Source organism: Klebsiella sp. AqSCr (assembly GCF_008452795.1).
In the GTDB taxonomy this organism is placed as follows: Bacteria; Pseudomonadota; Gammaproteobacteria; order Enterobacterales; family Enterobacteriaceae; genus Klebsiella; species Klebsiella pneumoniae.
The window spans coordinates 56,233-82,655 of the sequence record NZ_MJDM01000010.1 but is presented as its reverse complement, the minus strand read 5'-3'; the positions used below and the strand labels follow the sequence as shown (position 1 = coordinate 82,655).

Here is a 26,423-nt window from a genome sequence, read left to right as displayed (position 1 = left end):
CGCGGTTGTCTGCAAAATTGTTCAGGTTGTGACGCACCCCTCAATACCTTAGTAACGCCAACGGTTATTGTCGCGAAAAGCATTTCCGTTCGGGGATTTCAGCGCCCGAATAACCCACACCACCGCCACCGCCAGCAGCAGCCACGGCAGTAATTTGATCATCAAGGCGAACAACCCGCCGACGAACATCAGCGCCGTCGCCACCACGATTGCCGCGATAATCCCCAGCAGCGATACGCCGGTGACCAGCAGCATGACAAAAAATCCAATGACAAATAGCAGTTCCAGCATGGTTCTCTCCCCAAAAAATGAATACTTCACTCTGCAGGTATTACAAAAAGCATGCCAAACATAAGCACTTGACTTTAAAAGAAAACGCCCCGCGTCAGTGCGCGAGGCGTGGTCAATTTCACCAGGTTTTGGTCAGAAATTAACGTTTATCTGCCACCAGCTTCAGGGCATGCTCCAGCACTACAATATCGGCGCCGGCTTTATGCGCATTTTCGCTCAGGTAGCGACGCCACTGGCGAGCGCCGGGGATCCCCTGAAACAGCCCCAGCATATGGCGGGTAATATGGCCCAGATAGGTGCCCTTGCTGAGCTCGCGCTCAATATAGGGGTACATGGCTCGCACCACCGCTACCGGATCAGCATCCGCGCCGGCGACGCCGAAAATTTCGCGGTCGACCGAGGCCAGAATGCCCGGGTTCTGATAGGCCTCACGCCCGACCATCACCCCATCCATATGCTCAAGCTGTACTCTGGCTTCGTCCAGCGATTTGATGCCGCCGTTGATCGCCATCGTAAGGTGGGGGAAATCGCGCTTCAGCTGCCAGACGCGGGGGTAATCCAGCGGCGGGATCTCGCGGTTCTCTTTTGGACTCAGGCCGGAGAGCCAGGCTTTGCGGGCGTGAATAATAAACATCTCACACTCGCCCTTGCCGGAGACTGTCTCAATGAAATCGCACAGAAACTCATAGCTGTCCTGGTCGTCAATGCCGATACGGGTTTTCACCGTGACCGGAATCGACACCACATCGCGCATCGCCTTGATGCAGTCGGCCACCAGTGGCGCATTGCCCATCAGGCAAGCGCCAAACATCCCGTTCTGCACGCGGTCGGAGGGGCAGCCGACGTTGAGGTTGATCTCATCATAGCCGCGCGCCTCGGCCAGCTTCGCGCACTGCGCCAGGGCCTGGGGATCGCTGCCGCCGAGCTGCAGAGCAACCGGGTGCTCTTCTTCGCTATAGGCCAGATAGTCCCCTTTGCCGTGAATAATCGCCCCGGTGGTCACCATTTCGGTATACAGCAGCGTATGCCGCGACAGCAGCCGCAGGAAGTAGCGGCAGTGTCGGTCGGTCCAGTCGAGCATCGGCGCGATGGAGAAGCGGTGAGCAGGGAAAACAGGTGACGTTGATTCAGGCATCATGGCGAATAAATAAGCATCCGGGTAAAAAGGGGCGCTACTATAGCATAAAGATACACCACAGGCGCATAGTGCGCCGCGCTTCGCCCCTCACCTGAAATGATTACTTTTTCCGCGGCTTGCCGTCGTGTGGACCGAAGAACTGCGGCGGATGGTCAACCCAACGATCCTGGCGCGTCGCGGCATAGCCGGGATTGAGCGGGTAATAAATGCGGTTGTACTTCTTATTGGCCTCGCCCACCACCAGCAGACGAACTTCCTGCTCGGTGTTATTGAGAAAGGTGTGGCAGATGCCGGTACCAGCGGGAAAACCCACGCTGTCGCCGGGCTCCAGCTTCCAGAGATAGCCGTTTATCCACACTTCCGGATAGCCCTCCAGCACGTAGATGAACTCTTCCTCATCGCTCTCCGCGTGTGGATAAGAGGTGCGCCGCCCGGGCGGCAGCCGCTCGTGGTGGATCCCCAGCCGGTTGAGACGTAAACCTCGCCCCAGCGGCGCGCCGATTGAAAAACGCTCCGGGCTGTCGGGATAAGTAGCATCGTCGGGCCCTTCCAGTTCGCGCCAGTGGCGAATGCAATCAGGTCGTTTCATCGTTTTCTCCCGAAAATGAGACACTTCAGATATAGCATACCCAGGGTCGGGCGTGTTGTGATTAAATCGGACATGGTGGTTTTAGCGAGCGGCTAAGGCGTAGTCTGCTCGAGAATAAGCGGCCAGCGCTCGGGACGGGCGCCGGTGCCGACAACCTGAAGTATGACCCGTATCACCTGCCGGCTCTCGGTGTTTTCTGAGGAACGTGATAAAGTAACAGATTCAAATTCACGCAACCCGAGGATGCTCATGGATAAGACCCCTTCGCAAGAGATGTTAGCGCATGCTGAAAAGCTTTGCGCACAGCGCGGCGTACGCCTGACTCCACAGCGTCTGGAAGTGTTGCGCCTGATGAGCCTGCAGCAAGGGGCAATCAGCGCCTACGATCTGCTGGACTTGCTACGTGAGAAAGAGCCGCAGGCGAAGCCGCCGACGGTTTACCGTGCGCTGGAGTTTTTACTCGAGCAGGGTTTTGTCCATAAGGTAGAGTCAACCAATAGCTATGTGCTGTGCCATCTGTTCGACCAGCCGACCCATAGCTCGGCCATGTTTATCTGCGACCGCTGCGGCGTGGTAAAAGAAGAAGCGGCGGAAGGGGTGGAAGATATCATGCATACGCTGGCGGCCCGCATGGGGTTTGCCCTGCGCCACAATGTGATAGAAGCTCACGGGCTTTGCGCGGGCTGCGTGGAAGTCGAAGCCTGCAGCACCCCGGGACACTGCCAGCACGATCATACTATTCAGCTCAAAAAGAAAGCCCGCTGAGCGGCTGCCGCAGCGGGAAAAAGGGTTAACGGCGCGTCCCTGCGCCATTCAGACAGGCACTAACACAAATGCTTCATTCTTCGGATCAAGGAACGCTACCAGCGATAGTCGTTCTTATGCTCCCAGTCTGAGACTTCTTTCTCAGCCTGATCTTTCTCATAGCCGTAACGCTCCTGAATTTTGCCGACCAGCTGGTCGCGCTTCCCTTCGATTACGGTCATATCATCATCGGTAAGTTTGCCCCACTGTTCCTTGGCTTTACCTTTAAACTGTTTCCAGTTACCGCCGATTTCGTCTTTATTCATAATAACGTCCTCATCATTCGGTGGGTTTACAGCCCGTTTTGTGCCGGACATGGTATTAACTATAGATGAGAATGCTGGCGTCGATTCGTTATTCGGAATTTTTAACCATCGCACCGCGGGATAACGCGAAGAGGATGTTCCCGGCTTGCGCCACGCTGAGGCGGGCTATTGAATCGCCCTGTAAGCGTAGCGCGACCGGGGAAGGTCACGGCTAGCGGCAATGACGGGAGATGACTAACTAAACCATGTGCCGCGTCGCCAGTGACGACGCCAGATCAGCGCCAGCGACAGGCCGCGCAGGGCGAGGAACACCGCCAGCGCCAGCCACAGACCATGGTTGCCAAGCACCGGTAGCGTAAGCAGCGTCACGGCAAACCCCGCCGCGGCGACCGCCATACTGTTCCTCATCTCAGCGCCGCGCGTCGCGCCGATAAACATGCCGTCCAGCAGATAGCACCAGACGCCGACCACCGGCAGGATCGTCTGCCAGATCAGATAGCGATCGGCCAGCTGCTGCAGGGAAGGCAGTGAGGTTAACAACGCGATAATGTACTGCCCCGCCAGGCTGTAAATCAGGGCAAACGCCAGCGCTACCATGCCGGACTGCCGGCAGGCCGCCCGCCACACCTCCAGCAACTGGCTACCGTCGCGCGCGCCGTAGGCCTGGCCGGAGTGAGCCTCCACGGCATAGGCAAAGCCATCCAGCGCGTAGGCGGTAAAGGTCAGCATGGTCATCAGTACGGCGTTAACCGCCACGATGTCGCTGCCCAGACGGGCGCCGAATACGGTCAGTGCGCCAAAGCACAGCTGCAGCAGCAGCGAGCGCAGCATGATGTCCCGATTCAACGCCAATAAACGGCGCAGATCCCCGCGCCAGGCATTTTTCAGCATCGCCAGCGACACGCCGCGCAGCGTCAGCACCCGCTTCGCCATCAGCAGGCCAATAATGAGGGTGGCGTACTCCGCGGTGACCGTGGCCAGCGCCGCTCCCTGGACGTTCATCCGCAGGCCCATCACCAGCCACAGATCGAGCACAATATTCAACAGATTACCCACCACCAGCAGAATAACCGGCGCCCGGGCGTACTGGACGCCCAGCAGCCAGCCGAGCAGCACCAGGTTGGCCAGCGAGGCGGGGGCGCTGAGCCAGCGAATTTCGAGAAACCGTCTCGCCTGCTCAAGCACCGCCTCGCTGCCGCCGACAATATGCAGAGCGAGGTCAATTAGCGGCAGGCGAAGCAGGATAATCAGCACCCCGGCGCCCAGCGCCAGGGCCAGCGGCTGCACCAGCGCCCGCGCCAGGCGCTGCGGATCTTTGGCGCCCCAGGCCTGAGCGGTGAGCCCGGTGGTGCTCATGCGCAGGAACAGCAGCAGCATGAAGAGGAAACTGGTGGCCGTCGCCCCGACCGCTACGCCGCCGAGGTATACCGGGCTGTCCAGGTGGCCGATCACCGCCGTATCCACCAGCCCCAGCAGCGGGACGGTGATGTTGGAGAAAATCATAGGGAGGGCAAGACGCCACAGCGCTTTATCGGCAGCGTTGAGCAGCATGTTTGAGGACCTGATTGAGGAAAAACGTCGCAGCGTCACGCAACAGATGACGCTGCGCAGAGGCAGGCGCTACAGCCATTCTCCATTACGGATCACGCCAACGGCCAGACCCTCAATGGTAAAACTCTGCTGGCGCAGATCGACGACGATCGGGGAAAACTCGCTGTTTTCCGGCAACAGTTCAACGACATTGCCCTGCTTTTTCAGGCGCTTCACCGTCACTTCTTCATCGATACGCGCGACAACCACCTGGCCGTTACGCACATCCTGGGTTTTGTGGACCGCCAGCAAATCGCCATCCAGAATACCGATGTCTTTCATCGACATCCCACTGACGCGCAGCAGGAAATCGGCGTTGGGCTTAAACATCGACGGGTCGACCTGATAGTGGCCTTCAATATGCTGCTGCGCCAGCAGCGGCTCACCGGCGGCGACGCGGCCGATCAGCGGCAGGCCTTGCTCTTCTTCCGTCAGCAGGCGAATACCGCGAGAAGCGCCGGAGACGATCTCGATCGCGCCTTTACGCGCCAGCGCTTTCAGGTGTTCTTCCGCCGCGTTTGGGGAACGGAACCCCAAGCGCTGAGCAATTTCCGCACGCGTCGGCGGCATGCCCGTCTGGCTGATATGATCCCTAATGAGATCAAACACCTCTTGCTGCCTGGTCGTTAACGCTTTCATTCCGCCCCCTGGGTGTATATACAGTTATGCTGTGAGTATATACAGCTAACGGTGATTTTGGAACCACATGGCACACAAAAATCGGCGGATTGTTCATATTTTGCGAGGGTTAGCGAAGAACGTTAGTGATAATGGCTCCACAGCAGCGTTCCCCAGGTGATCAGCGCGATGATAATCGCCAGCAGAACCGCCGCCGACCCCATATCTTTGGCGCGCCCTGAAAGCTCGTGAAAATCCGAGCCGATACGGTCCACAACCGCTTCAATCGCGCTGTTGAGAATTTCGACTATCATCACTAGCAGGACCGAGCCAATCAGCAATACGCGGGTGATGGCGTCGACGTCCAGCCAGCAGGCTACCGCGACGGCCACGATAGCGGCGACGCCTTCCTGACGAAACGCAGCCTCGTTGATCCACGCCGCGCGAAATCCTTTCCAGGAGTAACCTGCCGCCTTAATGATCCGGGTTAACCCGGTGGTATTATTGGCCATCACAAAACCTTTTTACGTAAATGACGTCGATGAGTGTGCGCGTTTGCCGCGTGGTAACGGAAATTTTGCCCACTTTCTGTTATTCTTGCCGCGCATTTGCATGATTAACCAGAGGCTTCACATCGTTTATGTCCGGCTGGCAACGAATTTACTATAAATTACTGAATTTACCATTACAGGTGCTGGTAAAAAGCAAGTCTATTCCGGCAGAGCCTGCCCAGGAATTAGGACTCGATACCTCGCGTCCGGTCATGTACGTCCTGCCCTATAATTCGAAGGCGGACCTGCTGACGCTGCGCGCCCAATGCCTGGCGCATGATTTACCTGACCCGCTTGAACCGCTGGAAATCGACGGCGCCCTGCTGCCGCGTTACGTATTCATCCACGGTGGGCCGCGCGTATTTACTTATTACACGCCAAAAGAAGAGTCCATCAAGCTGTTCCACGATTACCTCGATCTGCACCGCAACCATCCGGACCTCGATGTGCAAATGGTGCCGGTTTCGGTCATGTTCGGCCGTTCGCCGGGTCGCGAGAAAGGAGAAGTCAATCCGCCGCTGCGGATGCTGAACGGCATTCAGAAATTTTTCGCCGTCTCCTGGCTCGGCCGCGACAGTTTCGTGCGCTTCTCGCCGTCCGTTTCGCTGCGCCGCATGGCGGATGAGCACGGTACCGATAAGATCATCGCCCAGAAGCTGGCTCGCGTCGCTCGCATGCATTTTGCCCGCCAGCGGCTGGCCGCCGTTGGCCCGCGTCTGCCGGCCCGCCAGGATCTGTTTAATAAACTGCTGGCCTCGAAAGCGATTGCCCGCGCGGTGGAAGACGAAGCGCGCAGCAAGAAAATTTCGCACGAGAAGGCACAGCAGAACGCTATCGCGCTGATGGAAGAGATTGCGGCGAACTTCTCATACGAGATGATCCGCCTGACCGACCGCATTCTCGGCTTCACCTGGAACCGCCTGTACCAGGGCATCAACGTGCATAACGCCGAGCGCGTACGCCAGCTGGCGCACGACGGCCATGAAATTGTCTATGTCCCCTGCCACCGCAGCCACATGGACTATCTGCTGCTCTCCTACGTCCTGTACCATCAGGGGCTGGTCCCTCCGCATATCGCGGCGGGCATCAACCTCAACTTCTGGCCGGCCGGACCGATCTTCCGCCGCCTCGGCGCCTTCTTTATTCGCCGCACCTTTAAGGGCAACAAGCTCTATTCCACCGTGTTCCGCGAATACCTTGGCGAACTGTTCAGCCGCGGCTATTCCGTGGAGTATTTCGTCGAAGGCGGCCGCTCCCGTACCGGCCGTCTGCTCGATCCGAAGACCGGTACGCTGTCGATGACCATCCAGGCGATGCTGCGCGGCGGAACCCGACCGATCACCCTGGTGCCGATTTACATCGGCTATGAGCACGTGATGGAGGTAGGAACCTACGCCAAAGAGCTGCGCGGCGCCACTAAAGAGAAAGAGAGTCTGCCGCAGATGGTGCGCGGTTTAAGCAAGCTGCGCAACCTGGGCCAGGGTTACGTTAACTTCGGCGAACCGCTGCCGCTGATGACCTATCTTAACCAGCATGTGCCGGATTGGCGGGAAGCGATCGACCCGATCGAAGCGGTTCGCCCCTCCTGGCTGACGCCGACGGTGAATAGCATCGCCGCTGACCTGATGGTGCGCATCAATAACGCCGGCGCGGCCAACGCCATGAACCTGTGCTGTACGGCGCTACTGGCCTCCCGCCAGCGTTCGCTGACCCGTGAGCAGCTCACCCAGCAGTTAGAGTGCTACCTCGCGCTGCTGCGCAATGTGCCCTATTCTCCGGATGCGACCGCCCCATCCGCTTCAGCCAGCGAGCTCATCGATCATGCGCTGCAGATGAACAAGTTCGAAGTGGAGAAGGACACCATTGGCGACATCATCATCCTGCCGCGCGAGCAGGCGGTGCTGATGACCTACTATCGCAACAATATCGCCCATATGCTGGTGATGCCGTCGCTGTTAGCCGCTCTGGTGACTCAGCATCGTCATCTCAGCCGCGCCGAAGTGCTGCGTCATGTGGAAACACTCTATCCGTTCCTCAAGGCCGAGCTGTTCCTGCGCTGGGAAAAAGCGGAGCTGGCCGGAGTGGTGGATGCGCTGATTGCCGAGATGCTGCGTCAGGAGCTGATCGTCGTCGATGGCGATGTCATGAGCCTCAACCCGTCGCACTCTCGCTCCCTGCAGCTGCTGGCCGCTGGCGCCCGCGAGACGCTGCAGCGCTATGCCATCACCTTCTGGCTGCTGAGCGCTAACCCGGCGATCAACCGCAGCTCGCTGGAAAAAGAGAGTCGCACCGTGGCCCAGCGTCTGTCGGTGCTACACGGCATCAATGCGCCGGAGTTCTTCGACAAAGCGGTGTTCAGCACCCTGGTGTTGACCCTGCGCGATGAAGGCTATATCAGCGACACCGGCGACGCCGAGCCGGAAGAGACCCTGAAGGTTTATCGGATGCTGGCGGATTTGATTACGTCGGATGTCCGACTGACCATTGAGAGCGTCACGCAGGACGACGCGTAACGCGGCGTTTGCTGCCCCCCGGAATGCCGGGGGGCAGCGGACAGGAGGTTACAGATAGCTCATCGCCAGGCCGAGGAACAGCACCAGCCCGACGTAGTTATTGTTCATAAACGCTTTGAAGCAGTTATCGCGGTCGCGATTGAAGATAAGCTTCTGCTGCCAGCCAAACAGACCCGCCGCCACGAACAGCGACCAGTAATATTCCCAGCCCAGCCCATTCAGCCAACCCACCGCGCCCATCAGCGCCAGTACGGCCACCTGCAGGATACCGATAATCAGACGATCGTTTTCGCCAAACAGGATCGCCGTCGACTTGATGCCGATCTTAACGTCGTCATCGCGATCCACCATCGCATACTGGGTATCGTAGGCCACCGCCCACAGAATATTGGCGAGGAACATCAGCCAGCAGCTCAGCGGTAGCGATTCGCTGACGGCCGAGAAGGCCATCGGGATCGACCAGCCAAAGGCCGCGCCCAGCACCACCTGCGGCAGATGAGTGTAGCGCTTCATAAACGGATAGACCCACGCCAGCGCCAGCGCCGCCACCGACAGCAGAATGGTCATGGTGTTGAGGGTGAGCACCAACAGGAAAGAGAGCAGCACCAGCACGATAAACAGCGTTCGCGCCTCTTTCTCGGTAACATCGCCGCTCGGCAGCGGACGGCGGGCGGTACGCTTTACGTGACCATCAAATTTTCGGTCGGCATAGTCATTCACCACGCAGCCGGCGGCGCGCATCAGCCAGACGCCGGCGACGAATACCGCCAGGATCCACAGCGGCGGGACGCCCGGCGAGGCCACCCATAGCGCCCACAGCGTCGGCCACAGCAGCAGCAAAGCGCCGATCGGTTTGTCAGTGCGCATCAGGCGATGAAACGCCAACAGCTTATTCTGCGACAGACTCCACTCCATTTTTTCTTCCTCTTAGTACAACGGCGACGCAGGCAAAAAAGCTCGGTCAGCAGCAGGGGTTTGCCGCTCAGCCGCAGACGGGAACGACGCCCCCACAGCGCTGCATCGCGACCAATTTCAATAAAATCGCGGGTTAATGTCGACGACGTAAACAGGTATCGGCCCAGCGGAGTTTGCCCGAGCTGCTGTAGCGCCAGCTCCGGACCACACAGCGTCGACTCCGGCGCCACCGTGCGCCCGGCCAGCCAGGGCTCGCCATCGGCATTGAGTATAATCTCCCGCAGCCAGTAGCGCGGCTCGTCGGGCAGCAGCGCCGCTTCGTCAGTCAGCGCGTCACGGCCGATATACCCTTCGTTAACCAGGGTCACGGTGACCTGCTTTCCTTGTTGTTCAAAGCGCTGGGTCATTGAGTCCTCCAGCAGCAGCCAGTCACTTAGCGGCGGCGGCAGGGATGGCATAACGGCAAAATAGCGCAGCGCACGCAGTCGCGTAAGCGCAGGATGGGACATGCCTGATTCTCCGGTACATAACGTGAAAGCATTGTATCGCAGAATAGGCGGTTGGTGGCGGGCAAACGTCAATATACGATCATTCACGCAACAGCCATGCAACAGGCTGCCGCGCGTGCAAAAAAAGGTGCATCCCGGAGGATGCACCTAAAGGCTGTGCCTAAACATCAGCATTGTGGGGAGACGATTACCCCTTGCCTTTTACACTGCTGATAAAGGTGGAACGAGCGGATTTCGAGCCGAGGCGCTCAGCTTCGTTCATCAATTTCAGGGCTTTGTCGATGTCACCTTGTTTCACCGCCTGCTTAATACCATTGTTGAAGTAGGTTTCGGTATCGCTGAGCATCGGTTCGCTTTTGGCGGCCGGCGCCGCGGCGGCGGCTGGCGCGGCTACCGGCGCCGCGGTATTGCCGACGGTTACCGGACCCGGGCCGGAGGAGCCGAACAGCGGCCCCACCAGCACGCTGGAAGTGCTATTAGTTTTCACTTTCAGCTTCAGCACGCCATCGGTGGTATGTTTAGCGATCGGATCCGGGATATCCGGGGCCGCATTGCCGGCGCCTTTGGCATAGGCTTTCGCCGGATCCAGCAGGGTCGTGGTCTGCTGGAGATCTTTTTCAGTGGTAAACACCAGCACATAGAGCTTTTGCTGGCCCAGCGCCGGGGTCAGGCGCATCACGCCGCCCAGGCGGTCAGCGGTCATCACGCCCGGCTGCTGATAGGTAAAGTAATTGCTGGGGAAGAACGCCGCGGGCGTCATGTTCTGGTCGAGAATCAGCACGTTCGGCGCAAAAATCTGCTTATGTTTGTTCAGTTCGCTATCGAGCGTCAGGGTCAGCTCACCGATATTGGCCGGCACGCTCCAGGCGGCGACCGGTCCGACGATCCCCGGGACATCCAGGCGTTGACCGCCGGTGGTTAAATCAACGCTCTGCGTCTTTGATTGATCGGCAGGCGTCCAGATCAGCTGCTGCAGCGCGCTGGCTGGAATAGCCGGCGCGGCGCTGGTGTTCTGCGGTACAAAGTTAACATCGGCAAGGCTCATCCCCGGCACGCATGCCAACATCCCTGCGGATAAACACAGAGCGACGAGAGTTTTCTTCATTTTCATTCTTCTCACCTTGGATAGCATCGGTTTAGCGGTAGCCAGGCAATAGCGCGCTAACCCTGAATAATCAGGAGGGGCTGACGCCCCTCCCAGGTTACACCCGTCCTGCGGACGGTATTACCACCACACTTCCATCTGGGCACCGAAGGTAACTTCGCTGTCGTCACCGCGGCTGGAGGTGAAAGCGCCGCTTCCGCTGCTGTCTTTCGTCTGCAGACCGGAGGTGTTGCTGTAGCCCCAGTTTTCATCCCACTTCGCGTAGGTTGCGAAGATACGGATAGCCGGACGAGACCAGACGCTGTTGCCTGCCTGCCACTGTTGAGCCAGAGTAATTTTGTACTGGTTGTTGTTTTCGCTGGTACGCTGGGATTTCACGTTGTCGTAACCGATTTCCAGCTGGGTGCTCATGATCGGCGTCCATTTGTACATCGGACGGACACCCACGGTGTACCAGGTAGAACCGTTCTTGCTGTCCAGATCCACGTCCTGGTACATTGCCACGTACATCAGGCCCCAGTCATCGTTGAAGTCCATCGCGCCGTGATCCAGAACGCGGATCATGCTGCCGTTGTTATCGATGCTGGTCCCCTGAGAGTGGCCGCTGTTCCAGGAGGTCATTGCGTCAGTGGCGTACTGAACCACAAACTTGTTGAAGCCGCCCCAGATAGACTGAGTATGTTCACCGGTCCACATCCAGCCGTCTTTCGACGCGCCGTCTTCCAGGCGATAGTCATCCTGCGGGTTAGCACGGCCGTAATCGACCCCTAACTCCAGCACGCCGCCCGGGTTGGTTTCCAGACCCGCCAGACGGATATCAAAGACGTCGTTGGCAGTTTTCGCAGCATATTTTTTGGTGTCATCGCTGGAGAAAGTATAAGAGCCGCCGCTTTCTGAGTTACGGGTAGCGGCCAGAGAGAGCTTACCGAAGCCAAGGTCAACGTTTTCCAGACCTGCACCCGGGCCGGAGATATCCCAGTAGTAGAAGTCGATCATGTGAACGTCATGACGCTGATAGAAGCGTTTACCCGCCCACAGCGTGGAGCCCGGCAGCCAGTCGATCAGGTTTTTACCCTGGATGTTGGCTTCACGGAACGCCGGAGAGGTGCTTTCCCAGTCATCTTCCTGATTCACGGAATAGGCAACGTTAGTATCGAAATAAAAACTCTTATCCCCTTCCTTCCACAGCTCCTGGCCCAGCTTCAGTTCCGCATAGGTTTCACATTCGTTACCAAGACGGTATTTACTTTGAGCGCCGGTTGCTTTGAAGCACTGTTGCTCGCCGCCGCTGCCGGTCCAGCCAATGCCGGAACGCGCGTAGCCATGGAAATCGACAGCCAGCGCCTGAGCAGACATCACGCCTGCTGCGACGGCGACCGCCAGAGGAAGTTTGCGCAGAGTAATCATCATTCTATCTCCTGAGATCATTGCTTTTCTTTGCACGCTTCGCCGGTATATCGCCAGCCGGGTTCGCGCTTTTTTAATGGGAAGCCTTACACGCCCGGCTCTTTATGCAGCCGACGACAAGCGGTGCCATCCTCACGGAATAAATGGCAACGTTCTGGCGGCAAACCGATAGCGAATGTGGCTCCCTCTTCTACCAACACCACGTCGTTCTGGCGGTAAACCAGGTTCTGACGGATGGCGGGGATCTGGATATGAATTTGCGTTTCGTGACCGAGCTGTTCGACGACCTGGACCTCGCCTTCAAGGGTTACATCGGCGATATCGCTGGGCAGTAAATGCTCCGGTCGAATACCTAAGGACATATTGGCGCCCGCCTGCACGTTGGCGCTGTCCACCGGTAGCCAGATTTGCTGACGGTTCGGCAGTTCAACCTGCACCTGATCGATAGCCGTCGCGGTGACTTTGACCGGCAGGAAGTTCATCTTCGGTGAACCAATGAAGCCGGCAACGAAGCGGTCAGCCGGATAGTGATAGAGCTCCAGCGGTTTCCCAACCTGCGCCACACGGCCGGCGTCGAGGACCACGATCTTGTCGGCGAGGGTCATCGCTTCCACCTGATCGTGGGTGACATAGATCATGGTGCGGCCCAGTCGCTTATGCAGACGGGAGATTTCGATACGCATCTGGACGCGCAGGGCGGCATCGAGGTTGGAAAGCGGCTCATCCAGCAGGAAAACGCTTGGCTCTGCCACCAGCGTACGACCAATCGCCACGCGCTGGCGCTGACCGCCGGAGAGGGCTTTCGGTTTACGCTCCAGCAGATGGGCCAGCTGCAGCACTTCCGCAACCTGAGTCACCCGCTGGTTAATCAGATCTTTTTTCGCGCCGGCCAGCTTCAGGCCAAACGACATATTTTCCGCAACGGAAAGGTGGGGATAGAGTGCATAAGACTGGAATACCATCCCAACGCCGCGTTCTGCCGGTGGGATCTCGTTCATGCGGGTGTCACCGATAAACAGGTCCCCGCTGGTAATAGTTTCTAACCCGGCAATCATACGCAGCAGGGTAGATTTGCCGCAGCCCGATGGCCCGACAAACACGACGAATTCCCCTTCGTGGATATCGAGATTGATATCTTTCGATACCACCACGTCACCCCAGGCTTTCGTTACATTTCGCAGCTGTACGCTCGCCATGCCCTTCTCCCTTCGTTACAACCTGTCACTAACAGTCACATTCAAGATGGGTCGACTATGCGGCATTCATTACGCAGGCAAATCCTCCACCCCCCGGCTTTTTTATGGGGGAGGAGATGGGAGGATGAGAGATTGGCTCTCGCCGCGGGGGATGGCGGGCGGAGCGTGATTTCGTGATGGAGGCGACAAAATTGGGCGCTTTTTTCTGTGCTCCAGGACGCAATACGGCCGTTTTTGCAATGGAGATCACACAACCAGCGGGTGGGGCGTAGACCTGGGGAGGATGGAAAGGGGTTGTTAAAAAAGGAAACTCATCATCGTTAAGCCACCGAAGTGTATCCACGAGTACAACACCAAAAAGGACGGGTATATGAAAATCAAAACTGGCGCTCGCATCCTCGCGCTGTCGGCACTGACCACGATGATGTTTTCCGCCTCTGCCCTCGCAAAAATTGAAGAAGGTAAGCTGGTTATCTGGATTAACGGCGACAAAGGCTACAACGGCCTCGCTGAAGTGGGTAAAAAGTTTGAAAAAGACACCGGCATTAAAGTTTCCGTAGAACACCCGGACAAGCTGGAAGAGAAATTCCCGCAGGTTGCGGCGACCGGCGACGGCCCGGACATCATCTTCTGGGCGCATGACCGTTTCGGCGGCTACGCGCAGTCGGGCCTGCTGGCGGAAATCACCCCGGACAAAGCGTTCCAGGACAAACTCTATCCGTTCACCTGGGATGCGGTTCGCTATAACGGCAAACTGATCGCCTACCCGATCGCAGTCGAAGCCCTGTCCCTGATTTACAACAAAGACCTGGTGCCGAACCCGCCGAAGACCTGGGAAGAGATCCCGGCGCTGGATAAAGAACTGAAAGCGAAAGGTAAGAGCGCGCTGATGTTCAACCTGCAGGAACCGTACTTCACCTGGCCGCTGATCGCTGCCGACGGCGGATACGCGTTCAAGTTTGAAAACGGCAAGTACGATGTGAAAGACGTCGGCGTGGACAGCGCAGGCGCGAAAGCGGGCCTGACCTTCCTGGTTGACCTGATCAAGAACAAGCACATGAATGCCGATACCGATTACTCCATCGCGGAAGCGGCCTTCAACAAAGGCGAAACCGCGATGACCATCAACGGTCCGTGGGCGTGGTCTAACATCGATAAGAGCAAGGTTAACTACGGCGTGACCCTACTGCCAACCTTTAAAGGCAAACCATCGAAACCGTTCGTTGGCGTGCTGAGCGCGGGGATCAACGCCGCCAGCCCGAACAAAGAGCTGGCCAAAGAGTTCCTCGAAAACTACCTGATGACCGATCAGGGTCTGGAAGCCGTTAACAACGACAAACCGCTGGGTGCCGTGGCGCTGAAATCCTTCCAGGAAAAACTGGAAAAAGATCCGCGCATCGCTGCCACCATGGCGAACGCCCAGAAAGGCGAAATCATGCCTAACATCCCGCAGATGTCTGCCTTCTGGTATGCCGTTCGTACCGCGGTTATCAACGCCGCCAGCGGTCGCCAGACTGTCGATGCTGCGCTGAAAGATGCACAGAGCCGTATCACTAAGTAAGAAAACGGCGGGTGGCGCGTGCGCCTACCCGCCCTACCACTACGGCTCGGACCGTAGGTCAGGTAAGCGAAGCGCCACCTGACAAATAAGTTTTCACCGCTGTAGAGGATGATCCCCATGGATGCCGTTAAAAAGAGACACTGGTGGCAAAGCCCGCAACTCACATGGTCTGTGATTGGCTTACTGTGCCTGCTGGTGGGTTACCTTGTTGTTTTGATGTACGCCCAGGGGGAGTACCTGTTCGCCATCATGACGCTGATTTTAAGCTCAGTTGGCCTGTATATTTTCGCTAATCGCAAGGCTTATGCCTGGCGCTATGTTTATCCCGGCCTCGCCGGCATGGGCCTGTTTGTCCTGTTTCCGCTGATCTGCACTATCGCTATCGCGTTTACCAACTACAGCAGCACCAACCAGCTGACCTTTGAGCGTGCGCAGCAGGTGCTGATGGATCGTTCCTTCCAGGCCGGCAAAGCCTATAATTTCACGCTGATCCCTGCGGGTGACGAGTGGAAGCTGGCGCTGACCGACGGCGAAAGCGGTAAAAACTACCTTTCTGACGCCTTTAAATTTGGCGGCGAGCAGAAGCTGGCGTTAAAAGAAACCGACGCCCTGCCGGAAGGCGAGCGCGCCAACCTGCGCGTGATTACCCAGAATCGCACCGCGCTGAACCAGCTGACCGCTGTGCTGCCGGATGACAGCAAAGTCATCATGAGCTCCCTGCGCCAGTTCTCCGGTACCCAGCCTCTGTATACCCTCGGCGAAGACGGGGTACTGACCAACAATCAGACCCACGTTAAATACCGCCCGAACAACGACGTCGGCTTCTACCAGTCAATTAACGCCGACGGCAGCTGGGGCAATGAGAAGCTGAGCCCGGGCTACACTGTGACTATCGGCTGGGACAACTTTACCCGCGTCTTCCACGATGAAGGCATTCAGAAACCGTTCTTCGCGATCTTCGTCTGGACGGTGGTGTTCTCGGTGCTGACCGTGGTGCTGACCGTCGCGGTGGGGATGATCCTCGCCTGCCTGGTGCAGTGGGAAGCGCTGAAAGGCAAAGCGATTTATCGCGTCCTGCTGATTCTGCCGTACGCCGTACCGTCGTTTATTTCGATTCTGATTTTCAAAGGACTGTTCAACCAGAGCTTTGGTGAAATCAACATGATGCTCAGCACGCTGTTCGGCATTAAGCCGGCATGGTTTAGCGACCCTACCACCGCGCGCACCATGATCATCATCGTCAACACCTGGCTGGGCTACCCGTACATGATGATCCTGTGCATGGGGCTGCTGAAGGCGATTCCGGACGATCTGTACGAAGCGTCGGCAATGGATGGCGCCGGCCCGTTCCAGAACTTCTTTAAAATTACCTTCCCGCTGCTGATTAAGCCGCTAACGCCGCTGATGATCGCCAGCTTCGCCTTTAACTTTAACAACTTCGTCCTGATTCAATTGTTGACCAACGGCGGTCCGGACCGTCTCGGCACCACCACCCCGGCCGGTTATACCGACCTGCTGGTGAGCTACACCTATCGCATCGCCTTTGAAGGCGGCGGCGGTCAGGACTTCGGCCTGGCGGCGGCTATCGCAACGCTAATCTTCCTGCTGGTTGGCGCGTTAGCGATTGTGAATCTGAAAGCCACGCGCATGAAGTTTGATTAAGGGAGATAACGATAATGGCTATGGTCCAACCCAAATCGCAGAAGCTACGTTTATTTACCACGCATCTCCTGCTACTTATTTTTATCGCCGCGATTATGTTTCCGCTGCTGATGGTTATCGCCATCTCGCTGCGCGAGGGTAACTTCGCCACCGGCAGCCTGATCCCGGATACCATCTCCTGGGAGCACTGGCGTCTGGCGTTAGGCTTCAGCGTCGAACACGCCGATGGCCGCGTCACGCCGCCGCCGTTCCCGGTCCTGCTGTGGCTGTGGAACTCGATTAAGGTCGCCGGGATCACCGCGATCGGTATCGTCGCTCTCTCCACCACCTGCGCTTACGCTTTCGCCCGTATGCGCTTCCCGGGGAAAGCGACCCTGCTGAAAGGGATGCTGATTTTCCAGATGTTCCCGGCGGTGCTGTCGCTGGTTGCCCTGTACGCGTTGTTTGACCGCCTGGGCCAGTACATCCCGTTCGTCGGCCTCAACACCCACGGCGGCGTCATCTTTGCCTACATGGGCGGTATCGCGCTGCACGTCTGGACGATTAAAGGCTACTTCGAAACCATCGATGGCTCGCTGGAAGAAGCGGCGGCGCTGGATGGCGCGACCCCATGGCAGGCTTTCCGCCTCGTGCTGCTGCCGCTGTCGGTGCCGATTCTGGCAGTCGTGTTTATTCTGTCGTTCATCGCGGCCATCACCGAAGTGCCGGTCGCCTCGCTGCTGCTGCGCGATGTGAACAGCTATACCCTGGCGGTAGGTATGCAACAGTATCTCAACCCGCAGAACTATCTGTGGGGCGACTTTGCCGCCGCGGCGGTGCTCTCCGCCATTCCGATCACGGTTGTCTTCCTGCTGGCGCAGCGCTGGCTGGTTAATGGCCTGACGGCGGGTGGAGTGAAAGGTTAATTTTTTTGTAACACCGGCCCCAAATTTCAGAGGAGGGCCGACGGTCTAGCCGCAATACACGACCCCAACCGGGTATTGTCGCCGTCGCCCTCAGCTGAAAAAGTAAGGTCAATGCCACTGCTATCCTCAACTGGACCCTACATAAATTCTATTTGTGACTGTTGGTCAGCGGCCCTGGAGGCCGCTTTTTTTTATTCGCGTTTCAGGCGATTGGAGTTACACAGCCAGAGCGTAATCACCAGGATCAGGATCGCCGCGGAGTAAATGAGCACCGCCAGCGGCGACTCATGATCGACGATAATAAGCCGCACAATTGCGGTAATACCGATATAGACGAAATAGCGCAGTGGAAAGTGAAAACCGGATTCAAAATATTTAACAATCAGCGCGATAAACTCAAAGTAGAGAAAATAGACCACCAGCCCTTCGACCAGCTTGTACTTACTCACCGGCTCCGGCGTAAACAGTACGTGCGCCAGATGCAGGGTCTCCTTACCCAGGAACACCACCAGAATAATTCCCAGGCACAGCAGTGCCAGATTCAGCACGGCCTGCATGGCCTTCGCAACGAAATTAACCAGCGGACGATATACCGACGGCATAGTGACACCTCAAATGCATGAACGTTGTCGATCTGTATAGCGCAAAAGTGTGATCCAGATCTACCTATGATTCCTTCGTCTTACGCTATCTCCGGGCTATTGATTCGAAAAGTACGAACAAGAGAAAATTGTCCTTCCAGCAACGCTGTGAGCAGATTAACAAAATCATCCGTTACGCTTAGAACGAATCAACCCAACTAACTGAAATATAAAAAGTTTACTTTTTGAAACAGGTGTATCTTAAAACCTCCCGTAAGATAAAATTTTTCTCCAAACCACAGTCTTTTTATGGTTATTAGGGTAAGTTTTTTCTTATCTTTTGTCTTAGCATTATCGCAGCTGAATAAAATTTAATTTTGGACATTAAATCATTATGAACACCGATAACGCTTCCCTGTACGTAAAATGGCTCAAACAAGAGGTCGCCCCGGCTTTAGGTTGTACTGAACCCGTCGCTATTTCCTTCGCGGCCGCCTACGCCGCACAATATCTGGATCAGCCTTGCACTAAAATTAGCGGTTTTATTTCCGCCAATCTTTATAAAAACGCGATGGGCGTCACCATACCCGGCACCACCGTTTGCGGTGTACCGCTGGCAGCCGCAATTGGCGCATTTGGCGGCGACCCGCAAAAGGGATTAAAAACGCTGGAAGATATCACTCCGCGACACGTTGAAATGGCGCAGAAGCTGATCGCCAATAACGCCGTTGATATTGCCGTCGAAGAGACCCCGGATTTTATCCATCTCGATTTAACCCTCTCTGCTGGCGAGAATTGCTGTCGTGTCGTGGTCAAAGGAACCCACACCAACGTGGTCGAACTTTATATTAATGGCCAGCCGCAGCCATTAAGCGAAAAACAGAATACGCGCACCCAGCGCGAAACGCTGCCCACTTTCTCGCTACAACAGGCTTACGAATTTATTAATCGCGTCGACTTTAATGATATTCGCTTTATTCTCGACGCCGCGCGCTTAAACTCCGCGCTGGCGGCAGAAGGCAAAACAAAAAAATATGGCCTGAACATTAACGGTACCTTTTCTGACGCAGTGAAAAACGGCCTGATGAGCAACGATCTGTTAAGCAAGGTGATCATCAACACCGTCGCCGCTTCAGATGCCCGCATGGGCGGCGCGCCGGTGGTAGCGATGTCTAACTTCGGCTCAGGCAATCAGGGCATTACAGCAACCATGCCGGTAGTGGTGGTTGCAGATCATCTCGGCGTCGATGAAGAGACCCTGGCTCGCGCTTTGTCTCTCTCTCATCTCACCGCCATCTCAATTCATTCTCGTTATACGCGCTTATCTGCGCTATGCGCAGCCTCAACCGCCGCTATGGGCGCCGCCGCCGGTATGGCCTGGCTGTTTACCCGCGACATCAATACCATTAATACCGCAATTATTAATATGGTCAGCGATATTACCGGCATGATTTGTGATGGCGCTTCCAACAGCTGCGCGATGAAAGTCTCGTCAGTGGTATCCAGCGCCTTTAAGGCGGTACTAATGGCAATGCAAAATAGCTGCGCTGGCGCCAATGACGGTATTGTCTGCGCCGATGTCGAGCAGACTATTAATAACCTGTGCCGTCTGGTGATTAAACCAATGACTCTCACCGATAAAGAAATTATCAGCATTATGGTCGCTAAATAATACCATTTCACGGGCCTGAAAGAGCAGGCCCCGATTAACGTACTCTACCCACACTATTATTTATAAATTAGCAGGTATAGCAGATGAATAAAAAAGTCATCTTCCGCGGCGCCAGCGCTATTATGCCCCTATGCATCGGCGACTTTCCATTTTCATTTATTGTCGGCGCATTAAGCGTTAGCGCGGGCATGAGCGTCTGGCAGAGTACGGCGTGGTCGGCGATCGTCATTGCCGGCTCGGCGCAAATGCTGGCACTGAATATGTTAAAAACCGGCGCCACGCTCGGCGTGATTATTTTCACCACATTAATTATCAATCTTCGCCACGTGCTGTATAGCGCCTCTATTTCCGGCACCGTGCGCGAAGCTTCATTCTTTAAAAAATGCTTTATGTCCTATGCGCTCACCGACGAGGTGTATGCCACCACCGTCAAAGAGATGGAAGGAAATAAAAAGGAAAAATATCTGTTTTATGGTTCGGCGATGATTACCTTCTGGGCGATTTGGGTGCTGGCTGATTTTCTTGGCGCGCTGGTCGGCGCCTCGTTTCCCCACATTGAGAAATACGGTCTCGATTTCGCCATGGTCGCCGCCTTTATCGCCATCGTGGTGCCGCAAATTAAAAGCCAGGCCTGCACCGTCGCCGCGGTTGTAGCCGCCGTTTCCGGCGTGCTGTTAGTGGTCCTACCCTATTCGCTGGGTATCGTCGTCGCCTCAGTGCTTGGCGTCCTCGCCGGCCTGTGCGTCGACCTGGCGGAAGAGCGCAAGCAGATGGCAAAAACCGAATCCGATATGCCGTTAGTGGAGGCGATGGAAAATGAGTAATAGCTATTTTATCGCGCTGACGCTGGGCATGGCCGCGGTGACTTTTCTCATCCGTTTCTCGTTTATCGGCCTGGCCGGCAAGATCCAGATGTCCGAGCGGGTGACCAAAACGCTACGCTTCGTGCCGGTCACCGTTCTGCCGGCCATCATCACCATTCAGATCCTGAGCGTGAATTCCAGCATGGAGTTCGACTTAAAAAATCCGAAGGTGATCGCCGCCATCATCTGCACGCTCGCCAGCTTCCGTTTAGGCCTGGTATGGGTGGTAGTGAGCGGCGTCGGCTCGCTGGTGTTGTTAAATTATTTTATGTAACCGTTTGAAGGATAAACCGTATGATTATTACCACCGCTGACGCGCCTGCCGCTATCGGCCCGTACGTGCAGGGCGTCAATCTCGGCGCGATGACCATCACCTCTGGTCAGCTGCCGATTAATCCGCTGGACGGCACCATGCCAGGCGATATCGCCGAACAGGCGCGCCAGTCGCTGGAGAACGTGAAAGCCATCGTCGAAGCCGCCGGACTCACGGTCGGGCAGATCGTTAAAACTACGGTGTTTGTCAAAGACCTGGCGGATTTTGCCGCCATCAATGCCGCCTACGAGGCCTTCTTTATCGAACACCAGGCGGCCTTTCCGGCGCGCTCCTGTGTGGAGGTAGCAAGGTTACCGAAAGATGCCGGCGTCGAAATCGAAGCGATCGCTTTCGCCCGCTAACCCCCAGGCTGGAGGGAGCGCCTCCAGCCTTCTCCCACCGATTTTTGTCGTTCCACATTGTTCACTTTACAGGCAATATAGCCGCAGAACGACGCGAGGAACGCAGCATGTTAACTATTCGACAGGCATGTCCCGAGGACGCGCCCCAGCTTAGCGCGATGGGCTATGCCAGCTATCATCACCACTTTGCTCATCTCTGGCGCGATGCCGATGAACTGGCGTTATTTCTTAAGCAAGAATATGCCGAAGATGCGCTACGTCGGAGTCTTGCGGATGCGACCCAACACTGGCTCATCGCCGAAGCCCCCTCTCCTGTTGGTTTCGCTAAATATAGCTATCAGCAGCGAATGGCTGACGACGGCAAGATTGGTACGCTGCTGCATAAGCTCTACCTGATGCCGGGGAAGACTGGCCACCGCTACGGCGAGCATATTTTTCACGCCGTCGAGACGCGAGCAAAAACGGCCGGTGAAAGCTGGCTGTGGCTGGAAGTACTCGCCGCGAATCCCGCCGCGCGCCGTTTTTACGAACGCCAGGGGATGCAGCACATCAGAGACACGACTTTCCACTCCGCCAGCCAGCAAAGCATCTTACATATTCTGGCCAAACCGATTTGAGAGGAACTATGCCTGAGCTTCGTGATACCGGCGTACGTAACGTCGTTTGTGGGGAAAATGTCGTTATTTACCAGCCCGCCAACCTCTATAATTGCCAGCTCGGCGATAACGTCTTCGTCGGGCCGTTCGTTGAGATCCAGGGGAATACCCGCATCGGCGCGAACAGTAAAATTCAGTCCCATACCTTTATCTGCGAGTACGTCACCATCGGCCAGCGCTGCTTTATCGGTCACGGCGTGATGTTTGCCAACGACCTGTTTCGCGAGGGTAAACCAAACGCCGACCGCGCCAGCTGGGGGCGGATCGAGATTGGCGATGACGTGTCGATCGGCAGCGGCGCCACGATTCTGGCCGTCAGCATCTGCGATGGGGTGGTGATAGGCGCGGGCAGCGTGGTAACGAAGTCCATTACCGAGAAAGGCGTGTGGGCGGGGAATCCGGCGAGGCTGCTGCGGCGGCTATAAATAAAAATGCCGACCAAAGGGTCGGCATTCCGTCTTAGCTGCGCAAGCGTTATGCGCGCCAGGCTTTATAACGGTTAATCAGGCCGTTAGTAGAGCTGTCGTGGCTGCTAACTTCGCTGCCGTCTTTCAGCTCCGGCAGGATGCGGTTAGCCAGCTGTTTGCCCAGCTCAACGCCCCACTGGTCAAAGGTGAAGATGTTGAGGATCGCGCCCTGGGTGAAGATTTTGTGCTCGTACAGGGCAATCAGCGCCCCGAGGCTGAACGGGGTGATCTCACGCAGCAGGATGGAGTTAGTCGGGCGGTTACCTTCGAACACTTTGAACGGCACCACGTGCTCCAGGGTCGCCGGGTCTTTACCCTGATCGCGATATTCCTGCTCAACCACTTCGCGGGATTTACCAAAGGCCAGGGCCTCGGTCTGGGCGAAGAAGTTAGACAGCAGTTTCTGATGGTGGTCAGACAGCGGGTTGTGGGTGATAGCCGGAGCGATGAAATCGCACGGTACCATTTTGGTGCCCTGGTGGATCAGCTGGTAGAACGCGTGCTGACCGTTGGTGCCCGGCTCACCCCAGATGATTGGGCCAGTCTGGTAGTCTACCGCGTGGCCGTTACGGTCAACATACTTACCGTTGGACTCCATGTTGCCCTGCTGGAAGTAAGCGGCAAAGCGGTGCATGTACTGGTCGTACGGCAGAATCGCTTCGGTTTCCGCACCGAAGAAGTTGTTGTACCAGATGCCGATCAGCGCCAGCAGCACCGGCAGGTTTTTCTCCGCCGGAGTGGTGGAGAAGTGCTTATCCATCGCATGCGCGCCGGACAGCAGCTCAACGAAGTTGTCGAAGCCCACGGAGAGAATGATGGACAGACCAATCGCCGACCACAGGGAGTAACGGCCGCCAACCCAGTCCCAGAATTCGAACATGTTGGCGGTGTCGATGCCGAACTCGCCAACCGCTTTCGCGTTGGTGGAAAGCGCGGCGAAGTGTTTCGCCACGTGCTTGTCGTCGCCCGCGGTTGCCAGGAACCAGTCGCGCGCGCTGTGGGCGTTGGTCATGGTTTCCTGGGTAGTGAAAGTCTTGGACGCCACCAGGAACAGAGTCGTTTCCGGATTCACGTTCTTCAGCACTTCGGCGATATGGGTGCCATCGACGTTAGAGACAAAGTGCATGTTGAGGTGGTTTTTATACGGACGCAGCGCCTCGGTCACCATGAAAGGACCGAGGTCGGAGCCGCCGATACCGATGTTAACCACGTCGGTGATCGGTTTGCCGGTGTAGCCTTTCCAGCTACCGGAGATAATCGCTTCGGAGAAGGTTTTCATCTTCTCCAGCACAGCGTTCACTTCCGGCATCACATCTTTGCCATCAACCACAATCGGCGTATTGCTGCGGTTACGCAGCGCGACGTGCAGTACCGCGCGGTCTTCGGTGCGGTTGATCTTCTCACCTGAGAACATCGACTTGATAGCGCCCGCCAGGTCAGTCTCTTTCGCCAGATCCTGCAGTTTAGCCAGCGTCTCTTCAGTGATGCGGTTTTTGGAGAAGTCCACCAGCATCAGATCGTCGAACGTCGCGGAAAATTTAGAAAAACGGTCGCTATCTTTGGCGAAAAGCTCGCTGATAGTGACATCTTTCATTTCGTCGAAGTGTTTCTGTAATGCCTGCCAGGCAGAGGTCTGCGTTGGGTTGATGTTTTTCATTAGCAATACTCTTCTGATTTGAGATTGTGACTTCGGTCGATTGTAGCGCCGGTGACGGAAAATTGTGATGATTTTTGTGACTTGACCCTGACGCCGGTCAGGAATCGGGTCAAAACGGAGTAAAAAGCCCCATTAGTATAGCTATCATAAGGCTTTTTTCTGTTAGCCGCAGAGGCATGAAAAATCCGCATAACCGCAGCGTTGACATAGCTGGCGTTAAGCCTTTATATATCCGCAGTGCTTACGTATTGGTAGGTATCTATTGCTCGCGCATTTCACGCTACAGCGAAAGGGTATTCGCGGGGGATATAATGTCCCTGTTCCCCCGGCCAGGTGAAAGACGTCAGTAATTGCCAGAAGAGGTGCGTTGCCCAGGTAACCGTATTGGAGGAACCAGTCCGGGGAAGATACGTGAGGGGGAGCAACGCCGAGGTGAAAGAGCGTCTGGTCACGCTCCTCGCCGGCCACAGGGGCTGAATCCCCTGGGTTGTCACCAGAAACGTTCGCAGTCGGGCGTTTCATACCCGAACACCTCAGCGCCCAAAGCGGTGAGTCGGGTCTACAAGGTGGAGCACTTCTGGGTGACATCGTAGTTGTTTATCACTCTGCGCCACCCTGTTTATCGCTCTTCCCTTGTGCCATGGCTGAATAATTTGGCCTGGCTTATTAAGACATTTTGTTGCGATCCGGCGGCGTCCAGCCCCTGCCAGGATCGGTGCTCAGGAATCGTTTTAATAAGTCAGGCCCCCTGACACGAGGTTGTTATGACAGATCTAGTCGTCGCCAAATTTGGCGGCACCAGCGTTGCTGATTTTGACGCAATGAACCGCAGCATCGATGTGGCGCTGCTCGATGCCAATACCCGTATTGTTGTGCTCTCCGCCTCTGCCGGCGTGACCAACATTCTGGTGGCCTTAGCGGGAGGGCTGGAACCCACCGAACGTTTTTCCCAGCTGGACGCTCTGCGTCAGATCCAGTTCAATATTCTGGAGCGTTTGCGTTATCCCAACGTGATCCGCGAAGAGATTGAGCGCTTGCTGGAAAATATCACGACGCTGGCGGAAGCCGCCGCGCTCGCCTCCTCAACCGCCCTGACTGACGAACTGGTCAGCCATGGCGAACTGATGTCTACCCTGCTGTTTGTGGAAATTCTGCGTGAACGCGGTATTCAGGCGCAGTGGTTTGACGCCCGTAAAGTGCTGCGCACTAACGATCGCTTTGGCCGCGCCGAACCGGACATCGCCGCCGTCGCCGAACTGACCCAGCAGCAGCTGGCGCCGCGCCTGGCGGAAGGCCTGGTGGTGACCCAGGGCTTTATCGGCAGCGAAGCGAAAGGCCGCACCACCACCCTCGGCCGCGGCGGCAGCGATTATACCGCCGCTCTGCTCGGCGAAGCGCTGAATGCCACCCGCGTCGATATCTGGACCGATGTCCCGGGGATCTATACTACCGACCCGCGCGTCGCGCCGGCGGCGAAACGCATCGACGTCATCGCCTTTGAAGAGGCTGCGGAAATGGCCACCTTTGGCGCCAAAGTGCTGCATCCGGCAACCCTGCTGCCTGCCGTGCGCAGCGATATCCCGGTGTTTGTCGGTTCCAGTAAAGAGCCTAAAGCGGGCGGTACGCTGGTGTGTAAAACCACCGAGAACCCGCCGCTGTTCCGCGCGCTGGCGCTGCGTCGCCGGCAAACGCTGCTGACGCTGCACAGCCTGAATATGCTGCACTCCCGCGGCTTCCTCGCCGAAGTGTTCGGTATTCTGGCGCGCCATAACATCTCAGTTGATTTGATCACCACCTCCGAAGTGAGCGTGGCCCTGACCATGGACACCACCGGCTCGACCTCTGCGGGCGATACCCTGCTGACCCAGGCGCTGCTGACCGAGCTCTCTTCGCTGTGCCGCGTGGAAGTGGAAGAAAATCTGGCGCTGGTCGCCCTGATTGGCAATGAGCTGTCGAAAGCCTGCGGCGTCGGCAAAGAGGTCTTTGGCGTCCTCGAGCCGTTTAACATCCGCATGATCTGCTATGGCGCCTCCAGCCACAACCTGTGCTTCCTGGTGCCGGGCGACGATGCGGAGAAGGTTGTGCAGAAGCTGCATCATAATTTGTTTGAATAAAATTCCTTAGCACGATAAACAATACCTATAGCCGGGCTCGAACCCGGCTTTTTTATAACAACATCAACACAACCAGCTGACCTGCTCGCCGCCCATCGGGATGGCGCGGCCCGGTTCG

26 protein-coding genes, 1 pseudogene and 1 riboswitch are annotated in these 26,423 nt (G+C 56.7%); of the genes and pseudogenes, 13 read left to right on the top strand and 14 right to left on the bottom strand.

Going from position 1 to position 26,423, the window contains the following annotated elements; genetic code table 11:
* Window positions 1–48 precede the first annotated feature (48 nt).
* The 3 genes from pspG to BHE81_RS24215 form a co-directional block, all read right to left on the bottom strand.
* On the bottom strand, window positions 49–291 hold the full coding sequence (pspG, locus tag BHE81_RS24225; protein ID WP_002884940.1) for an envelope stress response protein PspG: 243 nt from the start codon (window positions 289–291) through the stop codon (window positions 49–51).
* A gap of 139 nt (window positions 292–430) precedes the next feature.
* Entirely contained in the window at window positions 431–1,429 is a 999-nt protein-coding gene (dusA, locus tag BHE81_RS24220; protein ID WP_024623071.1) for a tRNA dihydrouridine(20/20a) synthase DusA, read from the bottom strand.
* Between the two features lie 100 nt (window positions 1,430–1,529).
* On the bottom strand, window positions 1,530–2,018 hold the full coding sequence (locus BHE81_RS24215; protein WP_002884935.1) for a cupin domain-containing protein: 489 nt from the start codon (window positions 2,016–2,018) through the stop codon (window positions 1,530–1,532).
* A gap of 249 nt (window positions 2,019–2,267) precedes the next feature.
* On the opposite strand from BHE81_RS24215, the gene zur reads away from it, so the two are divergent.
* Window positions 2,268–2,783 (top strand): zinc uptake transcriptional repressor Zur, encoded by a 516-nt coding sequence (zur, locus tag BHE81_RS24210; protein ID WP_002884931.1) that lies wholly within the window; start codon window positions 2,268–2,270, stop codon window positions 2,781–2,783.
* A 95-nt stretch (window positions 2,784–2,878) separates the two neighbouring features.
* Here the strand turns inward: zur and BHE81_RS24205 are convergent, their stop codons facing one another.
* The gene (locus BHE81_RS24205; protein WP_004151747.1) at window positions 2,879–3,088 is read right to left on the bottom strand and encodes a CsbD family protein; all 210 of its coding nucleotides are present in this window, start codon (window positions 3,086–3,088) and stop codon (window positions 2,879–2,881) included.
* Window positions 3,089–3,153: 65 nt separating this feature from the next.
* Between BHE81_RS24205 and BHE81_RS28380 the strand changes: the two genes are divergently transcribed.
* A complete protein-coding gene (locus BHE81_RS28380; protein ID WP_032410122.1) occupies window positions 3,154–3,303 on the top strand; it encodes a hypothetical protein in 150 nt (49 codons plus the stop codon).
* Between the two features lie 19 nt (window positions 3,304–3,322).
* Here BHE81_RS28380 and dinF read toward each other — a convergent pair whose 3' ends face one another.
* The 3 genes from dinF to BHE81_RS24190 all read right to left on the bottom strand — a co-directional run bounded on the left by dinF (window position 3,323) and on the right by BHE81_RS24190 (window position 5,808).
* Window positions 3,323–4,639, bottom strand: a complete 1,317-nt coding sequence (gene dinF, locus BHE81_RS24200) for an MATE family efflux transporter DinF (RefSeq protein WP_004151748.1) — start codon at window positions 4,637–4,639, stop codon at window positions 3,323–3,325.
* Window positions 4,640–4,708: 69 nt separating this feature from the next.
* Complete coding sequence (lexA, locus tag BHE81_RS24195) at window positions 4,709–5,317, bottom strand: transcriptional repressor LexA (RefSeq protein WP_002884822.1); 609 nt, start codon at window positions 5,315–5,317, stop codon at window positions 4,709–4,711.
* Between the two features lie 122 nt (window positions 5,318–5,439).
* Entirely contained in the window at window positions 5,440–5,808 is a 369-nt protein-coding gene (locus BHE81_RS24190) for a diacylglycerol kinase (RefSeq protein WP_002884819.1), read from the bottom strand.
* Between the two features lie 128 nt (window positions 5,809–5,936).
* Between BHE81_RS24190 and plsB the strand changes: the two genes are divergently transcribed.
* Window positions 5,937–8,360, top strand: coding sequence for a glycerol-3-phosphate 1-O-acyltransferase PlsB (gene plsB / locus BHE81_RS24185; RefSeq protein WP_004178269.1), 2,424 nt, complete (start codon window positions 5,937–5,939; stop codon window positions 8,358–8,360).
* Between the two features lie 48 nt (window positions 8,361–8,408).
* Here plsB and ubiA read toward each other — a convergent pair whose 3' ends face one another.
* From ubiA to malK, 5 genes and pseudogenes are all read right to left on the bottom strand, one after another.
* Window positions 8,409–9,275 (bottom strand): 4-hydroxybenzoate octaprenyltransferase, encoded by an 867-nt coding sequence (gene ubiA / locus BHE81_RS24180; protein WP_002884808.1) that lies wholly within the window; start codon window positions 9,273–9,275, stop codon window positions 8,409–8,411.
* 12 nt (window positions 9,276–9,287) lie between these two features.
* Window positions 9,288–9,784: pseudogene (ubiC, locus tag BHE81_RS24175) on the bottom strand (chorismate lyase).
* 187 nt (window positions 9,785–9,971) lie between these two features.
* Window positions 9,972–10,895 carry a maltose operon protein MalM gene (gene malM, locus BHE81_RS24170; RefSeq protein ID WP_004151749.1) on the bottom strand — a complete coding sequence of 308 codons (924 nt, stop codon included), beginning with the start codon at window positions 10,893–10,895 and terminating at the stop codon, window positions 9,972–9,974.
* A gap of 114 nt (window positions 10,896–11,009) precedes the next feature.
* On the bottom strand, window positions 11,010–12,299 hold the full coding sequence (locus BHE81_RS24165) for a maltoporin (RefSeq protein ID WP_002884747.1): 1,290 nt from the start codon (window positions 12,297–12,299) through the stop codon (window positions 11,010–11,012).
* A gap of 83 nt (window positions 12,300–12,382) precedes the next feature.
* A complete protein-coding gene (malK, locus tag BHE81_RS24160) occupies window positions 12,383–13,492 on the bottom strand; it encodes a maltose/maltodextrin ABC transporter ATP-binding protein MalK (RefSeq protein WP_002884743.1) in 1,110 nt (369 codons plus the stop codon).
* Window positions 13,493–13,862: 370 nt separating this feature from the next.
* Between malK and malE the strand changes: the two genes are divergently transcribed.
* The 3 genes from malE (at window position 13,863) to malG (ending at window position 17,620) form a co-directional block, all read left to right on the top strand.
* Window positions 13,863–15,053: a maltose/maltodextrin ABC transporter substrate-binding protein MalE gene (gene malE, locus BHE81_RS24155; RefSeq protein WP_002884740.1), complete on the top strand. Its 1,191-nt coding sequence runs from the start codon at window positions 13,863–13,865 to the stop codon at window positions 15,051–15,053.
* Window positions 15,054–15,170: 117 nt separating this feature from the next.
* Window positions 15,171–16,715: a maltose ABC transporter permease MalF gene (gene malF, locus BHE81_RS24150; protein WP_002884726.1), complete on the top strand. Its 1,545-nt coding sequence runs from the start codon at window positions 15,171–15,173 to the stop codon at window positions 16,713–16,715.
* Between the two features lie 14 nt (window positions 16,716–16,729).
* On the top strand, window positions 16,730–17,620 hold the full coding sequence (gene malG, locus BHE81_RS24145; RefSeq protein ID WP_002884725.1) for a maltose ABC transporter permease MalG: 891 nt from the start codon (window positions 16,730–16,732) through the stop codon (window positions 17,618–17,620).
* 191 nt (window positions 17,621–17,811) lie between these two features.
* Here malG and psiE read toward each other — a convergent pair whose 3' ends face one another.
* Complete coding sequence (gene psiE, locus BHE81_RS24140) at window positions 17,812–18,222, bottom strand: phosphate-starvation-inducible protein PsiE (protein WP_002884721.1); 411 nt, start codon at window positions 18,220–18,222, stop codon at window positions 17,812–17,814.
* Between the two features lie 373 nt (window positions 18,223–18,595).
* On the opposite strand from psiE, the gene BHE81_RS24135 reads away from it, so the two are divergent.
* The 6 genes from BHE81_RS24135 to BHE81_RS24110 all read left to right on the top strand — a co-directional run bounded on the left by BHE81_RS24135 (window position 18,596) and on the right by BHE81_RS24110 (window position 22,492).
* Entirely contained in the window at window positions 18,596–19,873 is a 1,278-nt protein-coding gene (locus BHE81_RS24135) for a serine dehydratase subunit alpha family protein (RefSeq protein ID WP_021441021.1), read from the top strand.
* Between the two features lie 83 nt (window positions 19,874–19,956).
* Window positions 19,957–20,697 (top strand): AzlC family ABC transporter permease, encoded by a 741-nt coding sequence (locus tag BHE81_RS24130; protein ID WP_004177854.1) that lies wholly within the window; start codon window positions 19,957–19,959, stop codon window positions 20,695–20,697.
* Window positions 20,690–21,010 carry an AzlD domain-containing protein gene (locus tag BHE81_RS24125; RefSeq protein ID WP_004177855.1) on the top strand — a complete coding sequence of 107 codons (321 nt, stop codon included), beginning with the start codon at window positions 20,690–20,692 and terminating at the stop codon, window positions 21,008–21,010. The genes BHE81_RS24130 and BHE81_RS24125 overlap by 8 nt, the downstream gene beginning before the upstream one ends.
* Window positions 21,011–21,030: 20 nt before the next feature.
* A complete protein-coding gene (locus BHE81_RS24120) occupies window positions 21,031–21,411 on the top strand; it encodes a Rid family detoxifying hydrolase (protein ID WP_002884637.1) in 381 nt (126 codons plus the stop codon).
* A gap of 107 nt (window positions 21,412–21,518) precedes the next feature.
* Window positions 21,519–22,028, top strand: coding sequence for a GNAT family N-acetyltransferase (locus BHE81_RS24115; protein ID WP_023302349.1), 510 nt, complete (start codon window positions 21,519–21,521; stop codon window positions 22,026–22,028).
* A gap of 8 nt (window positions 22,029–22,036) precedes the next feature.
* Window positions 22,037–22,492, top strand: coding sequence for an acyltransferase (locus tag BHE81_RS24110; protein ID WP_019725463.1), 456 nt, complete (start codon window positions 22,037–22,039; stop codon window positions 22,490–22,492).
* Between the two features lie 49 nt (window positions 22,493–22,541).
* Here the strand turns inward: BHE81_RS24110 and pgi are convergent, their stop codons facing one another.
* Window positions 22,542–24,191: a glucose-6-phosphate isomerase gene (pgi, locus tag BHE81_RS24105; RefSeq protein WP_002884631.1), complete on the bottom strand. Its 1,650-nt coding sequence runs from the start codon at window positions 24,189–24,191 to the stop codon at window positions 22,542–22,544.
* A 349-nt stretch (window positions 24,192–24,540) separates the two neighbouring features.
* A riboswitch (Lysine riboswitch) is annotated at window positions 24,541–24,776 on the top strand.
* 179 nt (window positions 24,777–24,955) lie between these two features.
* Here pgi and lysC point away from each other — a divergent pair.
* Window positions 24,956–26,305, top strand: a complete 1,350-nt coding sequence (lysC, locus tag BHE81_RS24100) for a lysine-sensitive aspartokinase 3 (protein ID WP_004146591.1) — start codon at window positions 24,956–24,958, stop codon at window positions 26,303–26,305.
* Window positions 26,306–26,423: the final 118 nt, after the last annotated feature.